18 protein-coding genes are annotated in these 17,428 nt (G+C 43.4%); 4 read left to right on the forward strand and 14 right to left on the reverse strand.

Translation table 11 applies throughout. From position 1 onward, the window contains the following. Positions 1-50: 50 nt before the first annotated feature. The 3 genes from AAEZ00_RS00390 to dinF form a co-directional block, all read right to left on the reverse strand. Positions 51-380, reverse strand: a complete 330-nt coding sequence (locus AAEZ00_RS00390) for an FKBP-type peptidyl-prolyl cis-trans isomerase (protein ID WP_351077199.1) — start codon at positions 378-380, stop codon at positions 51-53. 36 nt (positions 381-416) lie between these two features. Further along, complete coding sequence (locus AAEZ00_RS00395; protein WP_351077202.1) at positions 417-551, reverse strand: hypothetical protein; 135 nt, start codon at positions 549-551, stop codon at positions 417-419. Between the two features lie 126 nt (positions 552-677). After that, the gene (gene dinF, locus AAEZ00_RS00400; protein WP_351077205.1) at positions 678-2,024 is read right to left on the reverse strand and encodes an MATE family efflux transporter DinF; all 1,347 of its coding nucleotides are present in this window, start codon (positions 2,022-2,024) and stop codon (positions 678-680) included. 14 nt (positions 2,025-2,038) lie between these two features. Between dinF and AAEZ00_RS00405 the strand changes: the two genes are divergently transcribed. Continuing rightward, positions 2,039-3,097: a polysaccharide deacetylase family protein gene (locus AAEZ00_RS00405; protein ID WP_101033174.1), complete on the forward strand. Its 1,059-nt coding sequence runs from the start codon at positions 2,039-2,041 to the stop codon at positions 3,095-3,097. Positions 3,098-3,139: 42 nt separating this feature from the next. Here AAEZ00_RS00405 and AAEZ00_RS00410 read toward each other — a convergent pair whose 3' ends face one another. The 5 genes from AAEZ00_RS00410 to AAEZ00_RS00430 are packed head-to-tail and all read right to left on the reverse strand — an operon-like array spanning position 3,140 to position 7,123. Then, a complete protein-coding gene (locus AAEZ00_RS00410; RefSeq protein ID WP_351077209.1) occupies positions 3,140-3,763 on the reverse strand; it encodes an SCO family protein in 624 nt (207 codons plus the stop codon). Between the two features lie 18 nt (positions 3,764-3,781). Then, positions 3,782-4,693 (reverse strand): heme o synthase, encoded by a 912-nt coding sequence (gene cyoE / locus AAEZ00_RS00415; RefSeq protein WP_351077212.1) that lies wholly within the window; start codon positions 4,691-4,693, stop codon positions 3,782-3,784. 13 nt (positions 4,694-4,706) lie between these two features. Beyond that, entirely contained in the window at positions 4,707-5,687 is a 981-nt protein-coding gene (locus AAEZ00_RS00420; RefSeq protein ID WP_124012730.1) for a COX15/CtaA family protein, read from the reverse strand. Next, positions 5,687-6,238 carry a redox-active disulfide-containing membrane protein gene (locus AAEZ00_RS00425; protein WP_101033170.1) on the reverse strand — a complete coding sequence of 184 codons (552 nt, stop codon included), beginning with the start codon at positions 6,236-6,238 and terminating at the stop codon, positions 5,687-5,689. The genes AAEZ00_RS00420 and AAEZ00_RS00425 overlap by 1 nt, the downstream gene beginning before the upstream one ends. A gap of 57 nt (positions 6,239-6,295) precedes the next feature. Continuing rightward, positions 6,296-7,123 carry an SURF1 family protein gene (locus AAEZ00_RS00430; protein ID WP_124012729.1) on the reverse strand — a complete coding sequence of 276 codons (828 nt, stop codon included), beginning with the start codon at positions 7,121-7,123 and terminating at the stop codon, positions 6,296-6,298. On the opposite strand from AAEZ00_RS00430, the gene AAEZ00_RS00435 reads away from it, so the two are divergent. Continuing rightward, positions 7,071-7,289 (forward strand): DUF2909 domain-containing protein, encoded by a 219-nt coding sequence (locus tag AAEZ00_RS00435; protein ID WP_124012728.1) that lies wholly within the window; start codon positions 7,071-7,073, stop codon positions 7,287-7,289. The two genes, AAEZ00_RS00430 and AAEZ00_RS00435, sit on opposite strands and share 53 nt — an antisense overlap. A 7-nt stretch (positions 7,290-7,296) precedes the next feature. Here AAEZ00_RS00435 and AAEZ00_RS00440 read toward each other — a convergent pair whose 3' ends face one another. From AAEZ00_RS00440 to lexA, 6 genes are all read right to left on the reverse strand, one after another. Next, complete coding sequence (locus tag AAEZ00_RS00440; protein ID WP_101033167.1) at positions 7,297-8,172, reverse strand: cytochrome c oxidase subunit 3; 876 nt, start codon at positions 8,170-8,172, stop codon at positions 7,297-7,299. Further along, positions 8,169-8,732, reverse strand: a complete 564-nt coding sequence (locus tag AAEZ00_RS00445; RefSeq protein WP_124012727.1) for a cytochrome c oxidase assembly protein — start codon at positions 8,730-8,732, stop codon at positions 8,169-8,171. Before AAEZ00_RS00445 ends, AAEZ00_RS00440 begins: the two co-directional genes overlap by 4 nt. 1 nt (position 8,733) lies before the next feature. Further along, positions 8,734-10,329: a cytochrome c oxidase subunit I gene (gene ctaD / locus AAEZ00_RS00450; protein WP_101033165.1), complete on the reverse strand. Its 1,596-nt coding sequence runs from the start codon at positions 10,327-10,329 to the stop codon at positions 8,734-8,736. A 9-nt stretch (positions 10,330-10,338) separates the two neighbouring features. Beyond that, the gene (gene coxB / locus AAEZ00_RS00455) at positions 10,339-11,940 is read right to left on the reverse strand and encodes a cytochrome c oxidase subunit II (RefSeq protein WP_351077221.1); all 1,602 of its coding nucleotides are present in this window, start codon (positions 11,938-11,940) and stop codon (positions 10,339-10,341) included. 395 nt (positions 11,941-12,335) lie between these two features. Continuing rightward, positions 12,336-12,842: a cell division inhibitor SulA gene (locus AAEZ00_RS00460; RefSeq protein ID WP_124012725.1), complete on the reverse strand. Its 507-nt coding sequence runs from the start codon at positions 12,840-12,842 to the stop codon at positions 12,336-12,338. Then, on the reverse strand, positions 12,839-13,453 hold the full coding sequence (gene lexA, locus AAEZ00_RS00465; RefSeq protein WP_101033162.1) for a transcriptional repressor LexA: 615 nt from the start codon (positions 13,451-13,453) through the stop codon (positions 12,839-12,841). The genes AAEZ00_RS00460 and lexA overlap by 4 nt, the downstream gene beginning before the upstream one ends. Before the next feature lie 264 nt (positions 13,454-13,717). Here lexA and plsB point away from each other — a divergent pair, with 264 nt between their 5' ends. Together plsB and mtr are read left to right on the forward strand one after the other, a co-directional pair. Then, positions 13,718-16,141: a glycerol-3-phosphate 1-O-acyltransferase PlsB gene (gene plsB / locus AAEZ00_RS00470; RefSeq protein ID WP_124012724.1), complete on the forward strand. Its 2,424-nt coding sequence runs from the start codon at positions 13,718-13,720 to the stop codon at positions 16,139-16,141. Continuing rightward, on the forward strand, positions 16,141-17,397 hold the full coding sequence (gene mtr / locus AAEZ00_RS00475; RefSeq protein ID WP_124012723.1) for a tryptophan permease: 1,257 nt from the start codon (positions 16,141-16,143) through the stop codon (positions 17,395-17,397). Before plsB ends, mtr begins: the two co-directional genes overlap by 1 nt. Positions 17,398-17,428 lie beyond the last annotated feature (31 nt).

Genomic DNA, 17,428 nt, shown 5'->3' on the forward strand with positions numbered 1-17,428 from the left:
GAAACGCGACCTTATTATGGGTCGCGTTTTTTGTTGGTATAGCTTGGACTTCAGTCGTCTCGTGTGAGCACTTCAAGTAATTCGATATCAAAAAACAAAGCTGAATTTGCTGGAATACGATCGCCCATTTGACGTTCGCCATAGGCTAGATGGGCCGGTACTGATAATTTTCGTTTACCGCCCACATTCATGCCGATAATACCCTGATCCCAGCCTTTAATGACTCTACCTGTGCCGATGACACATTGAAACGCATCAGAAGCATCAAACTGGGTGCCATCGGTTAAACGTCCACTGTAGCGGGTTGTAATTAACGCACCTTTAACTGCAGTTTTACCGTTGCCAACTTCAATGTCGGTAATAATCAATTCTTGAGTCATAGTATTCTCGTGTGTGACGACTTGGGCTATTTGAGGTTATTTTACCCCAAGATTGGTCGCTAAGAAGTGTTCTATTTCACTAGTTTTTCTTAGGCGATGTGGATTATTGCTGACATTGTGATCGCCATTTTCACGTTCGATGTCGTTAACGGGTTTATGTAAATGCTTCATTGCGGCATACATTTTTACTGGAATTAATCTCAATTAGGAGTGTCGCAGCTATTCTCTGAATTGTGGTATCAATAGGCTTCGTTCGTTCTAGTGCTATTACGGGATAAGTTTGATGACTCATAAGCACTATGATGTGGTCAGCAGTTGATACCTGAGTTTGTAGTAATAGTGCCAGCCAAGAGTCAAGCTTCGGCATAGCATGAATATTGACATCGCAGCCCACAGACTGTGGTTACCCCAATCTTGCAACACGTACCAGCAGGGGAAATAAATTCCAAAGGTGGCCAATATCATGCTATTTCGCATTATCTGCCCATGGGCGGCACCAATATATACACCATCGAATAAGTAGCAGCCAAACGCTAATATAGGCATGAAAATAAGCCAGATTAAATAATTATTTGCGGTATCTTGTACTGCTTCTATGTTGGTTAATAGCTGAATTATCCATGGCCCTGCCAACCAAAATAGCAGGCTAAATAACACCGCAACCATTGCCGACCAGCAAAATGCGAGTACTACGCTGTCATGGAGTAAGGTTGGGTTTTTTTGGCCAAATGCGCGGCCCACTTCAGCTTCGGCATAATAGGCTATGCCATCTAACGCATAAGATATCAGCATCAGTAAATTGAGCAGTACCGCATTAGCGGCAATAATGTTGTCGCCTAATCCGGCACCATAGAAAGTCATAAAGCTAAAGGCGGCTTGCAAACACAAGCTGCGGATAAAAATATCACGATTTAAGGTGAGTAAACGAGCATATCCACGCCATGATAAATGCGCGATAACTTGGCTTAATTTTAGTCCGCCCATATCAACCAGCTGGCGTTTAACCATGACTAATGCCACTGAAAAAGCACAGATATCAGCAATAACCGATGCCAAAGCCACGCCTTGCACATTCCATTTAAAGACCATAACAAACACAAGATCGAGAATAATATTGACGCTGTTAGCGATAATGAGTTGCCACATGGCGGCTTTGGGCGCTTGGCGACCAAGCAACCAACCCAGTAGCACCAAATTGGTAAGGGCAAAAGGCAATGACCAAATTCGAATTTCGACATATTGACGACAATAGAGCATCACTTGTTCGCTGGCATCACTCAGACTTAGTGCTAAATTGAGCAGGGGAGATTGCAGTATTACGCCAACTAAGCCTAAGGTTAATGCTAGGCTGCAACCTTGTATCAGTAATTGTTGCTGAGTTGAGGTATCATTAGCACCGTAGGCTTGTGCAACGAGTCCTGTGGTGGACATACGTAAAAAACCAAGCAACCAAATCATCAAGGTGATAATGGTACTGCCTAGTGCCACGCCGCCAAGATAGTAAGCTTGTTCAAGATGCCCAATTACTGCGGTATCAACTAATCCTAATAGAGGGATAGTGATATTAGACAATATCATGGGGGTCGCTAATGCTAATAATTGGCGATTTTTTTGGCGGTTGAACAGTAGTGTGCTAACAGACATAGGTATGGATAATCATGGTTAAGAAAATAGCGTTATTGTTGGCGGTGTTCAGTTTGAGTGTATTGCATTGTGATGCCAATGCCGTGGTTATTTTACAATACCATCATGTATCTGAAAACACGCCTAAAAGTACTAGTGTGACACCTAGTCAGTTTGCCGAGCAGATGCAGTACTTGGCTGATAATGATTTTACGGTGATTTCATTAACTCATGCGGTTGAGTCTCTAAAGCATAACACGGCATTAGACAATAACAGTATTGTGATCACCTTTGATGACGGCTATGAAAGTATTATTAATAATGCCGCGCCTATATTGGTGGCGCATCAGTTTCCTTATACGGTATTTATTTCTGTTGCGCCGATTGATGCGGGTTTCAAAGGGATGATGAGTTGGCAAGATATTAACACTCTGTCAGAGCAAGGGGTAACCATTGCTAACCATAGCTGGGGACACGAACATTTAATTCGCCGCCAAGGCAAAGAAACCCAAGACCAATGGCAAGTACGCGTTGAAGATAATATTCTATCGACGGAAGCGGAGATCTTAAAACGAACGGGTCAAAGTGTAAAAATGTTTGCTTACCCTTATGGTGAATACACCAACAAGCTGGAAGCTATTTTGGCTAAGCATGGTTTTGTTGGTTTTGGTCAACAATCTGGTGCGGCGGGAGAGTATGCATCATTAACCGCATTACCCCGTTTTCCGGTGGCCAATGCTTTTGCTGATTTGGCAAGTTTAACGGTTAAATTTTCCAGCTTACCTATGCCGGTTATTAAGCAAAATATAAGCGATCCACTATTAGTTTCAGGTCAATGGCGGCCTAAATTGGTGCTGACTCTCGACACTCAGGATATATATCCACATCAAGTGATGTGTTTTATTCAAGGACAAGGCGCTAAAAAACCCATTTGGTTAAGTGAAAATCGCTTATCCATTCAGGCATCATCAGATTTAGCCCCAGGACGTTCGCGCTACAATTGCACCGCACCGAGTAAAACAAAAACGGGTTATTATTGGTTTTCACAAGCGTGGATCCGCCCGCAAGATAATGGTCACTGGCTTGAAGAGTAATTTAACCTCAGCTCGGGTTAATAAGCGGTTATTCAATAATGGCTAGTGCCAAGATGCAACTATTTGAGCAAAGTCAGCAATAAGCTCAGCATTAATAATTTGTGGTAACTGGCCTGGTTGTGGCTTGGTTTTAAATACCGCAATTTTTTCAACCCTCGGTGAAACCAACACATAAGATGCGCTATGGTCTACTTGATAATCGCTGTCATCTCCTACCATGGCATACACAAAGCCTAGATCACGGCTGAATGGAAATAAATCTGTGTGTTCTGCACTGACGGCTTTAAAGTCTTTATTAAAAAAGTTGATGTAATCTAATCGTTTAGCTTGAGTGTCACGTTTAGGGTCAGCAGATACAAACACCACTTGTACATTACTGGCTATTTTTTGTAGCTTTGGGTAAGCCGCCGCAAGTTTATTTAAGGTGGTTGGACATACATCAGGGCAAGCGGTGTAACCAATAAAAAATAAACTCCATTTACCTTGCAATGTTTGGTTCGTAAACGAATTACCAAACTGGTCTGCCAATGTAAATGGGGCTAATGTGCGTGGCTGTTCAAATACATAACTGGTCGCCAGTTCCATAGGTTCGGTTTGCATTTTTTGATAAGCGACCCCACCGGCCACGACCAAAAGAAATAGCCCTACAATAATCGTTATCTTCAATGTATTTCCCTTTCTAATTTAAGCGTTTACCCAAAAATAATGGTCCACTAATAATACAATGAACAATATCATTAAATGATAAATTGAAAATTTAAACACCTGCATGGCGAGTTCTGGATAGTCATGAAATTTTAACTGCCAGGCTTTATAGATAAAACCGCAACTGAGTAAGGTTGAACCGACCAAATATATCGGACCACACATGCCGACTAAAACCGGGAGTAGACAGGCAATGGCTAATAAAATGGTGTAAAGCAAAATACAGGTTTTGGTAAATTCGACTCCATGGGTCACCGGTAACATTGGAATATTAACCTTGGCATATTCTTTACGGCGATGGATAGCTAATGCCCAAAAATGTGGCGGTGTCCAAGTGAAGATAATTATGACCAATAATAAGGCGTAACCGTGTAGTTCATTGGTTATCGCGGTCCAACCGAGTAACGGTGGCATCGCGCCAGCTAATCCCCCGATGACAATGTTTTGTGAGGTGGCTCGCTTAAGATAAGCCGTATAAACCAAGGCATAACCAATCAAGCTGGCAAAGGTTAGCCAAGCTGTTAGGGGATTAACTAAGGTATATAACACCACAAAACCGAGCGCGCCAAGTGACACCGCAAATGCCGACGCCTTGGTTGCTGATATTTTTCCTTTCGGTAATGGGCGGTTATAGGTGCGAGCCATTAAAGCATCGATTTTACGGTCAATTAAGTGATTAAATGCCGCCGCAGCCCCCGCCATCATCGCAATCCCTGCCATTCCCGCGACCAAAGGTTGAAGCGGCACTATACCGGGCACAGATAAACACATACCGACTAATACGGTCAGCAACATTAGCGCAACAACCTTGGGTTTGGTCATTTCAAAATAAGCGCGCCATTGCAGGGTTAATTTAAGTTGATGGTGACTAATCGTAACAAGTTTTGTCATGGTCGTTCCTCGCCTATGCTTTGCGCCATAAGGCATAATTAATAAAGACTAAGGTAAGCAGCAATAAGGCTGCGCCTCCATTGTGTGATACCGCGATACCCAAGGGTAAATTCATCACTACATTACTAATACCCAGTCCGACTTGAACTATGATTAACAACACTAATAAGTAACCACTGTTACGCATAATGTGTGATTGGGCATAACGTAATTTTAGTGCCAGTACGATCAGGGTTATGGCGGTAACAACCGCCCAAATTCGGTGGCTAATATGAATAGTCATTCGAGTTGCGTAGTCTAATACGCCAAATTCAAAACTAGGATGATCGCCTTGAAATGGTGAAAAAGCATCGGCAAAACGTAAGTTATCGACCCAATTCCCTTCACAAATGGGCAACGTGGTGCAGGCAAGCGCAGCGTAATTGGATGAGGTCCAGCCGCCGAGTATAATTTGAATGACTAACACCCCTAAACTGACTAATGCTAACGGGATCAGCTTACGAGCATAAGTATCACCTCCGGGGATCCGTAATGGCTTTAGCCGTAGATACAAGAGTAGTAACAAGGCAAATAGGCTAAAACCACCAATAAGGTGTGCCATAACCACAATAGGCATTAATTTCATCGTGACAGTCCACATGCCAAGCGCGGCTTGAAACACAATGAGCCCAGCAATAAAGATGGGAAGTTTTTTGGGGGCTTGAGGCTGTTTAAGACATAAAATTAAAATGGCTAAAACCATTAAGCCTAATGTTCCGGCGATATAACGATGGATCATTTCCAGCCATGCCTTTTCAGGCTCAATTTGAGCATCAGGAAAACGACTCTCAATGTTGGCTAAATCATGACTTGCACTTGGAAAGGCCAAGTGACCATAACATCCCGGCCAGTCTGGGCAACCTAATCCGGCATCTGACAGGCGTGTATAGGCGCCCATTAGAATAACCGCCAAGGTAAACACCAAAGTGAATTTGATTAATCGCTCAATTGCCATTAGCCTACCCTCGACAACTTAAGCATTTTGCGTAAATCAGCAATCATGGCTTTGCCTTGGGCGATATTGGCGTCGTGACCTATCACATTGTCATATTGCATCACCAAGTTTCCGAGAGGATCGACAATAACTAGACGTTGCTCTGTCAGCATGGTTGCCAGTGCTTGATTGGCGTTTACTTGATCGAAGCCGATATTTAATTGCTTAAGTATCTTGGTGTCGCTGCTGTTATTAACCACAATGATAGGGGTAACACGATCCCGATCTTTACCCAGTGCGATATAGCTTTGATGTAAAATATACAGGCGTTCTTGGCACTGTTCATTGCACGTTTCAGGTAGAAAAAACAGCACTTGCCATACGTGTGGTTTGGGGTTGTCCATGGCTAAATTGGCATAATTTACTTCGGGAGTGATTAACGCCCCCTTGTTAGTCGCCGCACCATTATACAGTTCTAGGCTTAACACTAATTTGGCCAAAGCTACCGGTAAAATAAATACCAGCAGTAATACTATTAATGCTTTATTGCTTTTTTTAGGTAGGGAGTTCATTCCATCTCCTCTTTATCATTTTGATATTATTGTTAAGTTAATTTTTCACGACGAGGCTTAACGTCGAAATTGTCGAAATGCTATCCAGCTCATTAATCCTAAAAAGACTCCTGCCATCGTGAACCATTGCAAGGCATAACCTTGATGCTTGTGCGCCGATAGTGGGATCGGCACCCAGGGTTGAGGTAAGTTATAACTCGGGACATTCTCTGGTTGCAGTACCACAGAGATCAGCGGATGAGCCAACATGTCAGCCAATGCCGCGATGTTGATGTTTTGAAAACGTAGCGGGGCATCTATATCTGCTAACTTCTCCGGATATAATTGATCACTTAATGGGTTGGTTTGCTTTTGGTATACCCGACCCAATAGTGTGTAGTAATCGACTTTTAACGCTGTGAGCTCCGGTAATATTCGACGATCTTTATTTGCTGGAACAAAGCCGAGTTCAACTAATATCCAAGGTTGATCAGGCGTTATCTCAAATACTTGGTAAGCTAAATAGCCCACTTGGCCTTGATACACTTGATTGTCTAACAGCAGTACGGTGTTATTGGCTGGTTTAGCATAAATCGATAAGCGATAACCCGTCAGTAAAGACGCCTCTGGCTGAGAGGCGGTTTGTCGCTTTGATGATTCAACCAATGCCAACATGTCTTCATAAGTGAGAGCTTGCTGCTGTTGGCGCTGAAGTAATGTGCTTTGCCACTCTTGTTTAAACGCTGCCCGTGATAATTGCCATAATCCTAGCTTGACCAATAAGCCAAACACGACCAAAGTAATGATTACCAATAATATTTGAGACACACCCACACTGCTAAAAGGATTGCCTGTGACAACCCCTTTCATTGTTAAGTTAGTTTTAGTCTCGTTGCTTTTATTCATATTATTTAACTTAGGTAGAGCCTTAGTTATTATGGTTAAAGGGCAACATCAGCAACCTATGAGTCATTTTCTAGGTCGCCGAGTGTTGTTTTCTATTGCTGTGATTGTGGTGTTGCTGGTGGCCTTAGGGCTTGGCTACATTCAGCCTAACCCCAGACCTTATTAATGTTGATTTACAACACGTAGACAAAGATGAATAAGCATAACCACACCACATCAACAAAGTGCCAATACCAACTTCCCGCTTGAAAAGCGAAATGCTTGTCGGGCGTAAAATGCCCTTTGACAATTCTGAGTAACAAAATAATTAAGAACAGGGTGCCAATCGTCACGTGCATACCGTGAAAACCGGTTAACAGAAAGAAGGTGTTACCGTATACACCAGAAGAGAGTGTTAGCCCCATTTCTTGGTAAGCATGGCTATACTCTTCAACCTGTAAACCGAGAAATGCAATACCCAAAATAACCGTCAGCGCTAACCAGATGATCAAGGGTTTACGATTGGCTTTTTCGAGGTTGGTATGGGCAAAGTGTAATGTAACCGATGAGGTTAGCAGTATCATGGTGTTGATTAATGGCAAACCCGTCCACGGCATGGCTTCGGTTGCGGTACCATCAGGCGTTTTTACCAGTGGCCAAATAGCCTCAAAGGCAGGCCACAACACTTCATGAGTCATGGCATTATTTGATGCGCCCCCAAGCCAAGGCACTGAAATCATGCGTGCATAAAAGAGTGCGCCGAAAAATGCCCCAAAAAACATAATTTCAGAAAAAATAAACCAGCTCATTCCTTGTCTAAACGAACGATCCATTTGCGCTGAATACAATCCAGCCATGGACTCATCAATAACGGTTTTAAACCAGCCAAAAATCATAAAAATAATGACGGCCAAACCCGCGAGTAAAATGTAACCCCCAGAGGTTTTTTCTGTGGTTAATTGTTGTATATAATTGCCAGCACCAAACGCAATTAAAAATAAACCAATAGCACCTATTATCGGCCACGCACTTTGGGATGGTACATAATAAGGTTGATACTTTGTTGTCATTTTGCTGCTCCTTGCTCTATGTCGATCGCTTGTTTATCGGTGATGTCATAAAGGGTATAAGAGAGAGTCAATGTATTAATGGACGCTGGTAAATCAGGGTCCACGTAAAAAATCAGTGGTAATTCTGCTGTGGCAGACGCTGCTAAGGGTTGTTGATTAAAGCAAAAACATTCCGTTTTATTGAAGTACGCCGCCCCTTGGCCAGGCGATACCGAAGGGATCGCTTGGCCTACGGTGTCGCGTGAAGACAGGTTTTTAACCAAAAATTGTGCGTGAGTAAGCTCACCAGGATGCACGCTTATTTGGTTAACTTTAGGGCTAAATTCCCACGGCATATTTGATTGAACTTGGGTGACAAATTCAATGGTTACGGTTCGGCTTTTATCAACCACCACCGCTTCATAGCTGCTGGCACTATTTTGGGTTTTGCCATTTATACCCAATGTATCGCAGAGCACGTCATAAAGCGGTACCAGCGCAAAACCAAATCCAAACATACCAATTGATCCAGCAATCAGCATGATTAATAACTTACGATTTGATCTTGTTGGTTGCGTCATCTCATTTAATCTCCGGCGGAGTGGTAAACGAGTGATATGGCGCTGGACTGGCAATCGACCATTCTAAGCCTTCTGCTGCTTGCCAAGGATTATCTCCAGCGGGTTTGCCACCCTTAATGCATTTGAGTACCACCGCGAGGAAAATAAACTGAGATAAACCAAATGCGAACCCACCAATTGATACAATTTGATTTACATCGGCAAACTGTACAGCGTAATCTGGGATCCTTCTCGGCATGCCTGCTAAGCCTAAGAAATGCATCGGGAAAAATAGTACATTGACGGAGATAACCGAACACCAAAAATGCCATTTCCCTAAGGTTTCGTTGTACATATGACCGGTCCATTTGGGCAGCCAATAATATGCCGCTGCCATAATGGAAAATATCGCCCCTGTGACCAACACATAATGAAAATGAGCCACCACAAAGTAAGTGTCGTGATATTGGAAATCAGCAGGGGTAATTGCCAGCATCAGACCCGAAAACCCGCCAATGGTGAACAGGATGATAAACGCGACCGCAAAGAGCATCGGTGTTTCAAATGTCATCGAACCGCGCCACATGGTTGCCACCCAATTAAACACTTTCACCCCAGTAGGGACAGCAATTAACATGGTGCAATACATGAAAAATAGCTCTGCAAACACAGGCATACCCGTGGTAAACATATGATGTGCCCACACCAAGAATGACAGCACGGCAATGCTGGCAGTGGCATAAACCATAGAGGAATAACCAAACAATTTTTTACGACTAAAGGTCGGAACAATCGCCGAGATAATGCCGAATGACGGTAAAATCATGATGTAAACTTCAGGATGACCGAAGAACCAGAAAATATGCTGGAACATCACCGGATCGCCGCCACCTGCGGCATCAAAAAAGCTAGTACCGAAAAACTTATCGGTTAACACCATGGTGACCGCGCCCGCAAGCACTGGCATCACCGCAATCAGTAAAAATGCGGTAATAAGCCAAGTCCACACAAACAGCGGTAATTTCATCCATGTCATACCAGGGGCGCGCATATTGACTATGGTCACGATAACGTTAATGGCGCCCATTATCGAACTGATCCCCATCATATGAATGGCAAATACAAACAAAGCGGTGCTGTCAGGACTATAAGTGGTTGAGAGTGGGGCGTAGAATGTCCAACCAAAATTAGGACCACCACCTTCCATGAATAGCGAACCTAGTAACATGGAAAAGGCGAACGGTAAAATCCAAAAACTCCAGTTGTTCATCCGCGGTAGTGCCATGTCTGGCGCACCGATCATCATTGGAATTAACCAGTTAGCTAATCCAGTAAAAGCTGGCATTACCGCGCCAAAGACCATAATAAGACCATGAACTGTGGTCATCTGATTAAAAAAGTTAGGTTCGACTAGCTGTAATCCCGGCTGAAATAACTCAGCTCGAATGACCATAGCCATCGCACCGCCAGTTAGAAACATAATGAAACTAAACCATAAATACAGCGAGCCGATATCTTTATGGTTAGTGGTGAGTAGCCAGCGCATTAGCCCTTTCGGCGCTCCGTGATGATGATCATCATGAGCGGTAGCAATTGTATCGTGCGTTGTTGTGCTCATTGTTTTCCCCTACTGTCCATGGCTAGCGACATCGGCAGCTTGCACCGCCTCGTCAGAATTATTGCCCCACGCATTGCGCTCATAAGTAATCACTGCCGCCATTTTTTGAGGGCTGAGTTGACTACTAAATGCTTGCATTGCGGTGCCTGGTTTGCCGTGCATAACGATATCGATATGTCCGCTAACCGGTCCGCTAACGACAGGGCTGCCAATAAGTGAAGGGAAAGCGCCGGGTAAACCAGCGCCAGAGGCCTGGTGACATGCAGCACAAACAGTGGCATAAACCTGCTCACCTTCAGCGATTAATTGCTCCAAGGTTAAGGTGGGCAGATCTGCCGCTGCAACAACTTCAGGTGTCACAACCTTGGCAACGGCTTCTATAGCTTGAGTGGTTTTTTCTGTGGCCGCATCGGTAATGTCTGTCGTTGTTGCGGCAATGGTACTTGCTGCATCGGCTACGACCTCGATCGGCTCAGTGCTTGACGCGTTACTACTTGAGAAGTTACCCACATCAGCTGCTTGAACAACATCGCCACTGTTGTTGCCCCAAGCATTTCGCTCAAAGGTAATCACTGCGGCAATTTCTATGGCGCTAAGTTGCTTGGCAAAGGCTTGCATTGCGGTGCCTGGTTTACCGTTTAATACAATATTGAGGTGATCGTCAACAGGGCCTTTTATGATAGGACTGCCAATCAATGATGGGAATACACCGGGAAGACCCGCCCCATTAGGTTGGTGACAAGCGGCGCACCGCGCTATGTACACTTGCTCGCCCTGCGTGTTTAGTTCTTCAAGGGACAAGGTTTGTGACATTGATGCGGCTGCAGCGACTGCAGCATTATTGGCCAGTTGTTTTTGTTCAACTAACCAATTATCAAAATCAGTCTCCGATAAGGCTTGTACCACAATAGGCATAAATCCATGGTCTTTACCGCATAACTCAGCACATTGACCGCGATAAGTTCCAGGCTTATCAATACGAGTCCAGGCTTCGTTGATAAAGCCTGGGTTGGCATCTTTTTTAACCGCGAAAGCGGGTACCCACCATGAGTGGATAACATCATCAGATGTCATCAAGAAACGCACCTTTTGATTGATGGGCAGTACTAGCGGCTTATCGACTTCAAGGAGGTAATTTTCGCCTTTGGCCTCACGGCCATCAATTTGCTCTCTGGGGGTGGATAATGAGCTGTAAAATTCGATGTCTTTATCAAAATAGCTGTAGTGCCATTTCCACTGTGACCCAGTAATTTTGATGGTCAGATCGGCATCGCTGGGATCTTCCATGGCAATTAAGGTTTTAGTGGCTGGAATAGCCATTCCGATTAAGATAATGAAAGGGATGACGGTCCAAGCAATTTCCACTTTGGTACTTTCGTGAAAATTGGCCGCAACGGCACCTTTTGATTTGCGGTGATAAATCATCGAATAAATCATGATCCCAAACACCACTAACCCAATAGCACAACAGATGTAAAGAATCGTCATATGGAGGTCATAAACCTTACCACTGATATCCGTCACGCCTTGGGTCATGTTGAGGGGCATTTCTGTTGCCCCAAGCGGAAGTGCTACCCACACAACCAATAAAAAATACAACCATTGCTTCACAAGACTACTCCCCTGCTAATTGCAAAATAGCAACTACAAAGAAAAGTCACACAGTAAATCTCAGCTCTATGCAAACTCTTCGGTTCCCGAAAAAAGCTTGATGAACTCAAAGTACTCTGGTGGTTGTATACAGACTGTCTACGCTTTTATTGTTAGCTGTGCACCACGCTTGTACCTACGACTGAACTTATCAATTTCTATTTGGATTATTTGTCTGACAGTAATCTTGATTACTGTCATTTTATCCAATTAAAGATGAAGAATGTTTCATCCTTGTTAACCACATTACTTGTAGATTAAACATTGATCAAGATCACTTTGTTGGTAAATAGGCTAAAAAAAGATGAAAAAAAGCCCTGAATTCAATGCAGGGCTTGGTAATTAAGGATTTATGCTTAGTGAAATGAGCAAAAATTACCTGCTCCACTTGTTAATGTAGAGTTAACAAGTTGATGTTTGTGAGGTAAGTGAGCATTCACATCTTCAATTACCACGCCTAATGCTCGCGCGCTCTTAGCGACAATTTCCAATCGACGACTATCGCGAGCATCGAGTGAACTTGTCCAAGTAACCACTGCACTAGAAGTTCCGCTCGTGAGAGCTTTTTCCATGGCCCATAATGTTTCGACTTCATCTTTGGTGTGCACCAGTAAAATACGATCCATTCTCACTCCAGCACTGGCCAGCATATGCTTATAGCCTATGTGAGGTGGACTAATTAATACAATCCATCTGCCTTGTTGGCTCAACGTCGCCAGTTGGCTACACAATTGACTCAGTTCTGCTTCACCTTGGGTGACAGTTTGTAATGTTTGAATGGTTTGGTTGCCATGCAGATCTGTTTCAGTTAAATCTACCCATAAGCCTGGGTGACGTGGCGCTACGCCCATTAGTTTGTTCATGACCAATCTCCATTACGGATAACGCCAACTGCAAGCCCTTCGATGGTTAGGCTTTGGCAACTTAAATCTACTTTTATCGGGTTATAATCTTCATTTTCTGCATGCAGATAAATCATATTACCTTTTTGTTCGAATCGTTTTACGGTGACGTCATCATCAACACGCGCCACCACAACCTGACCATTACGCGCTTGTTGCATTTTATGTACAGCGAGCAAGTCGCCTTCTAAAATACCAATGTTTTTCATGCTATCACCACGAACCCGTAATAAAAAATCTGCGGCGGGTTTAAACATATTTGGGTCGACTTGATAATATTGTTCTACATGCTCTTGCGCCAAAATAGGCTCTCCAGCAGCAACTTGTCCAATGAGTGGCAGACCGATTTCAAGCTGTTCTTCATGAGGTAAACGAATACCTCTCGAGGTACCAGGTATGATCTCGATAAAACCTTTTTTGGCTAATGCTTTTAAATGCTCTTCGGCGGCATTAGCACTTTTAAAGCCAAGACGACTCGCAATTTCAGCACGAGTGGGTGGCATACCTGTTTCGGTGATATTGTTTTTAATTAAGTCTAAAATTTCTGCTTGGCGCGGCGTTAACGGTCTCATGATGGTTCCTGTCTTTTTATACAGTGACTGTCATTATATACAGTGTTTTTGTTCGTGCAAGTATTAACCAACTCTTTTTTGAATATTGTTGGTCAAGTATCATTCAACAACCTGTTTCTATTAGTTATTGTGTATTGATTGTCTGATGTTATTTCTGATAGTGAGAACTCAAGCGTAAAGATAAATCGGTCTGATAGTGTAAGCAGGCTGGTTTCTGGTATCCTATACGACAATATTACAGTGGCTTATGTTGCGAAAATAACCATGTCAAAACCAGATTCAATATTTTTACGAGCGTTAAAATGGATTCAAAAATCGATGGTACTCACGGTTGTTGTGCCACATGATCCTTTTGACGATCTTAATTTAGATCCATCTAAACCTCTGATTTATGTTATGAAAACAGAATCAATCAGTGATGCCGCTGCATTAAGCGAAATCACTGAGAGCTTTGGTATGCCCAGTCCATATGAGCCACTGCAATTGGATGGCCTCAAAGTATCACGCATCGTTTGTCTTGAAGGCCGCAAACCGCTTTTTGGTAAACGCGAAAGCGGTGAAAAATTTATTAATAGTTTTACCAGTCTGTTAGCGCTTCATCGTCAATGTCCTGAGTTAGATATTCAGTTGGTGCCTGTGAGCCTTTATTGGGGCCGTACACCGGGTAAAGAAGATGACAGCATGAAAGCGGCTTTTTTTGAAAGGGAAAACCCGACCTGGCTGCGAAAATGGCTAATGATTTTGTTTCTAGGTCGCCACAATTTTGTACAGTTTTCTAATGCATTATCGCTTCGTCTTATGGCTGATGAACACGGTACCGATAAAAGAATTGCTCACAAATTAATCCGTGTTGCGCGAGTGCATTTCCGCCGTCAACGCAAAGTGATGACAGGGCAGCAATTACCGAATCGGCAAGTGCTTTTTGCGTCGTTACTTAAATCTGATGCAATCAAGAAAGCCATTGAAGAAGAGTCGGTAAACAAAAAAGTATCTGTCGAGAAAGCCCGTGAAACCGCCATTGAATACCTTGATGAAATTGCCGCTGACTATTCTGATAGTTTTGTGCGCATTGCCGAGCGCTTCCTCACTTGGTTATGGAACAAATTATACAGTGGTATCAATATCAAAGGTGCAGAACAGATAAGGCAGTTACATCATGACGGCCATGAAATTGTCTATGTGCCTTGTCATCGTAGTCATATGGATTACTTACTGTTGTCATATATTTTGTATTATCAGGGTATGGTTCCACCGCACATTGCTGCCGGTATTAATCTTAACTTTTGGCCTGCTGGGCCTATGTTCCGTCGTGGCGGAGCATTCTTTATCCGTCGTAGTTTTAATGGAAAAAAACTCTATACCGCAGTATTTCGTGAATACTTAGATCAGTTATTTGCTAAGGGCTATTCGGTCGAGTATTTCACTGAAGGTGGTCGTTCTCGTACCGGGCGTTTGCTAGCGCCTAAAACCGGTATGTTAGCGATGACTATTAATAGTGTGTTACGTGGCATTGAACGCCCTGTGACCTTAGTGCCTGTGTATTTAGGTTATGACCATGTGATGGAAGTGGCCACTTACCATAAAGAATTAAGCGGTAAGAAAAAGAAAAAAGAATCTGTTTGGCAGTTATTTGGGGCTCTGCGTAAATTAGGCAATTTTGGCCAAGGTTATGTGAACTTTGGTGAGCCGATTAATTTACAACATTTCTTAAACGAGCAGGCGCCAGAATGGCGTAAAGAGATTGCGAACGATCCTGATCAGAAACCATCATGGTTTACCCCATCGGTCAACTTACTAGCCAATCGTGTAATGACCAATATCAACGGCGCTGCTGCGGCCAGCTCGGTGACATTGACCAGTTTAGTGTTATTGGCATCAGAGCAAAATGCATTAGAAAGAAGCCAGTTAGAACGTCAGCTTGATTTGTATTTAGCATTACTTAACACAGTGCCTTATACCCATTACGCATCCGTTGCAGAGGGTAATGGCAAGTCAATTGTTGATCATTGTCTGTCGTTAAATAAGTTTGTCAGTACTAAGGACCTTATTGGCGAGATAATTTCGGTTGATGAAAAAGTTGCTATTACCATGAGTTATTACCGTAATAATATTATTCATTTAATGGCATTACCTTCACTCATCGCCAGTTGTTTAGTGCACTATGATGTGTGCGATCGCACCCGAATCCATGCCATAGTGATGGATTTTTACCCATTACTTAAAGCTGAACTTTTTATGGGTATTGATGATGTTCCTAAACATGTAGATTGCATTTTAGACTTTATGGTTGAACAAGGTCTGTTGAGCGGTAGCGATCAGTTGGTGATCACGCCTCACCATATTACTCAAGTGTTACTGCTTGCTGAAACCATCAATGAGACGTTGCAACGCTATGCCATTATCTTTAATTTACTGGCGATAAATCCGGAGCTTGAGCGTTCAGGATTGGAAACCGATAGTCATATGTTAGCCCAACGTTTAGGGGCTCTACATGGCATTACCGCACCAGAATTTTATGATAAAAAGTTGTATAACACCTTGAGCGTGAAACTAAAAGAATTGGGATATTTATGCAGTGTCGAGAATCGTTCTGAAGTGATAAGAATTCGAGATAATGCCAATAAATTACTCAGTTCTTCAGTAAGACAAACCATTGTTGATAGTGTGGCAGCGGAGCACGGACAATAATGGCCAACCACATGAATGCAGCAAAGCATCGAGCTAGCGGTAAGTCAGTATTGGGTGGGGCGATGATTATTGCTGGGACCACAGTCGGTGCGGGCATGTTTTCCTTGCCGGTCGTTAGTGCAGGAATGTGGTTTGGTTATTCATTAGCCATGTTGTTAGGTGTATGGTTTTGCATGTTAATGTCGGGTTTGCTGTTATTAGAAGCCAATTTGCATTTTGAACCTGGCGATAGTTTTGACACCTTAACCCGCGTAACTCTAGGGCAGTTTTGGCGGGTGATTAACGGCGTATCTATTGCCTTTGTGTTGTATATTTTAACCTATGCTTATATCAGTGGTGGCGGGTCGATTGTTAATCACAGCTTATCGGCTCTGGGTGTTAGTTTGCCTCAGAGCGTGGCGGGTTTGGTTTTTGCTATTGTCTTGGCACTTGTGGTGTTTATCAGTACTAAAGCGGTCGATCGGATCACCACCATCATGCTCGGTGGTATGATGATCACTTTCTTCTTGGCTATCGGTAATTTATTAATCGACATTGACACGGTGAAATTGGCGTCACCCGATGGTGAGTCGCGTTATCTGCCTTATTTACTCGCTGCTATTCCTTTTGGGTTGGCCAGTTTTGGTTATCACGGTAACGTGCCGAGCTTAGTAAAGTATTACGGTAAAGATGCCAATACGATTGTGAAAGCCATCGTTACTGGAACCAGTATCGCATTGGTTATTTATGTGTGTTGGTTAGTGGCGACAATGGGCAATATTCAACGCAGCCAGTTTGCCGATATTATTGCGCAAGGGGGCAATATCGGGGTGTTAGTCGCGGCCTTGTCGGGGGTGATTGCCAGCCAATGGCTTGATAACATGTTAACCCTGTTTGCCAATCTTGCCGTTGCATCATCATTTTTAGGGGTGACACTCGGGCTGTTTGACTACCTTGCCGATCTCTTTAATTTTGATGATTCACGCACCGGACGGATTAAAACGGCCGCGGTTACGTTTATACCGCCGACAATACTGGGTTTATTATTTCCGAATGGATTTATTTTAGCGATTGGATTTGCTGCGCTTGCGGCCACCATATGGGCCGTTATTGTACCCGCTTTGTTGGCTTATAAAGTGAGGCAACAATATCCCAATGCCGACGGTTTTAAGGTGCCAGGTGGGACTCCGCTGATTGTACTGGTGGTGTTGTTTGGGATGATCACAGCAACATGTCACTTACTGGCAATGGCGGATATCTTACCGGTATTTAAATAATCTTAACTTGTTACATAGAATTATAATTGTT

This window comes from Shewanella sp. S1-49-MNA-CIBAN-0167 (assembly GCF_040310145.1).
Taxonomy (GTDB): domain Bacteria; phylum Pseudomonadota; class Gammaproteobacteria; order Enterobacterales; family Shewanellaceae; genus Shewanella; species Shewanella psychromarinicola.

Coding starts and splice junctions, on each gene's coding strand:
- AAEZ00_RS00390 (WP_351077199.1), bottom strand. CDS start 380: ATGACTCAAGAATTGATTATTACCGACATTGAAGTTGGCAACGGTAAA.
- AAEZ00_RS00395 (WP_351077202.1), bottom strand. CDS start 551: ATGAAGCATTTACATAAACCCGTTAACGACATCGAACGTGAAAATGGC.
- dinF (WP_351077205.1), bottom strand. CDS start 2,024: ATGTCTGTTAGCACACTACTGTTCAACCGCCAAAAAAATCGCCAATTA.
- AAEZ00_RS00405 (WP_101033174.1), top strand. CDS start 2,039: ATGGTTAAGAAAATAGCGTTATTGTTGGCGGTGTTCAGTTTGAGTGTA.
- cyoE (WP_351077212.1), bottom strand. CDS start 4,693: ATGACAAAACTTGTTACGATTAGTCACCATCAACTTAAATTAACCCTG.
- AAEZ00_RS00420 (WP_124012730.1), bottom strand. CDS start 5,687: ATGGCAATTGAGCGATTAATCAAATTCACTTTGGTGTTTACCTTGGCG.
- AAEZ00_RS00425 (WP_101033170.1), bottom strand. CDS start 6,238: ATGAACTCCCTACCTAAAAAAAGCAATAAAGCATTAATAGTATTACTG.
- AAEZ00_RS00430 (WP_124012729.1), bottom strand. CDS start 7,123: ATGAATAAAAGCAACGAGACTAAAACTAACTTAACAATGAAAGGGGTT.
- AAEZ00_RS00440 (WP_101033167.1), bottom strand. CDS start 8,172: ATGACAACAAAGTATCAACCTTATTATGTACCATCCCAAAGTGCGTGG.
- AAEZ00_RS00445 (WP_124012727.1), bottom strand. CDS start 8,732: ATGACGCAACCAACAAGATCAAATCGTAAGTTATTAATCATGCTGATT.
- ctaD (WP_101033165.1), bottom strand. CDS start 10,329: ATGAGCACAACAACGCACGATACAATTGCTACCGCTCATGATGATCAT.
- AAEZ00_RS00460 (WP_124012725.1), bottom strand. CDS start 12,842: ATGAACAAACTAATGGGCGTAGCGCCACGTCACCCAGGCTTATGGGTA.
- lexA (WP_101033162.1), bottom strand. CDS start 13,453: ATGAGACCGTTAACGCCGCGCCAAGCAGAAATTTTAGACTTAATTAAA.
- plsB (WP_124012724.1), top strand. CDS start 13,718: ATGTCAAAACCAGATTCAATATTTTTACGAGCGTTAAAATGGATTCAA.
- mtr (WP_124012723.1), top strand. CDS start 16,141: ATGGCCAACCACATGAATGCAGCAAAGCATCGAGCTAGCGGTAAGTCA.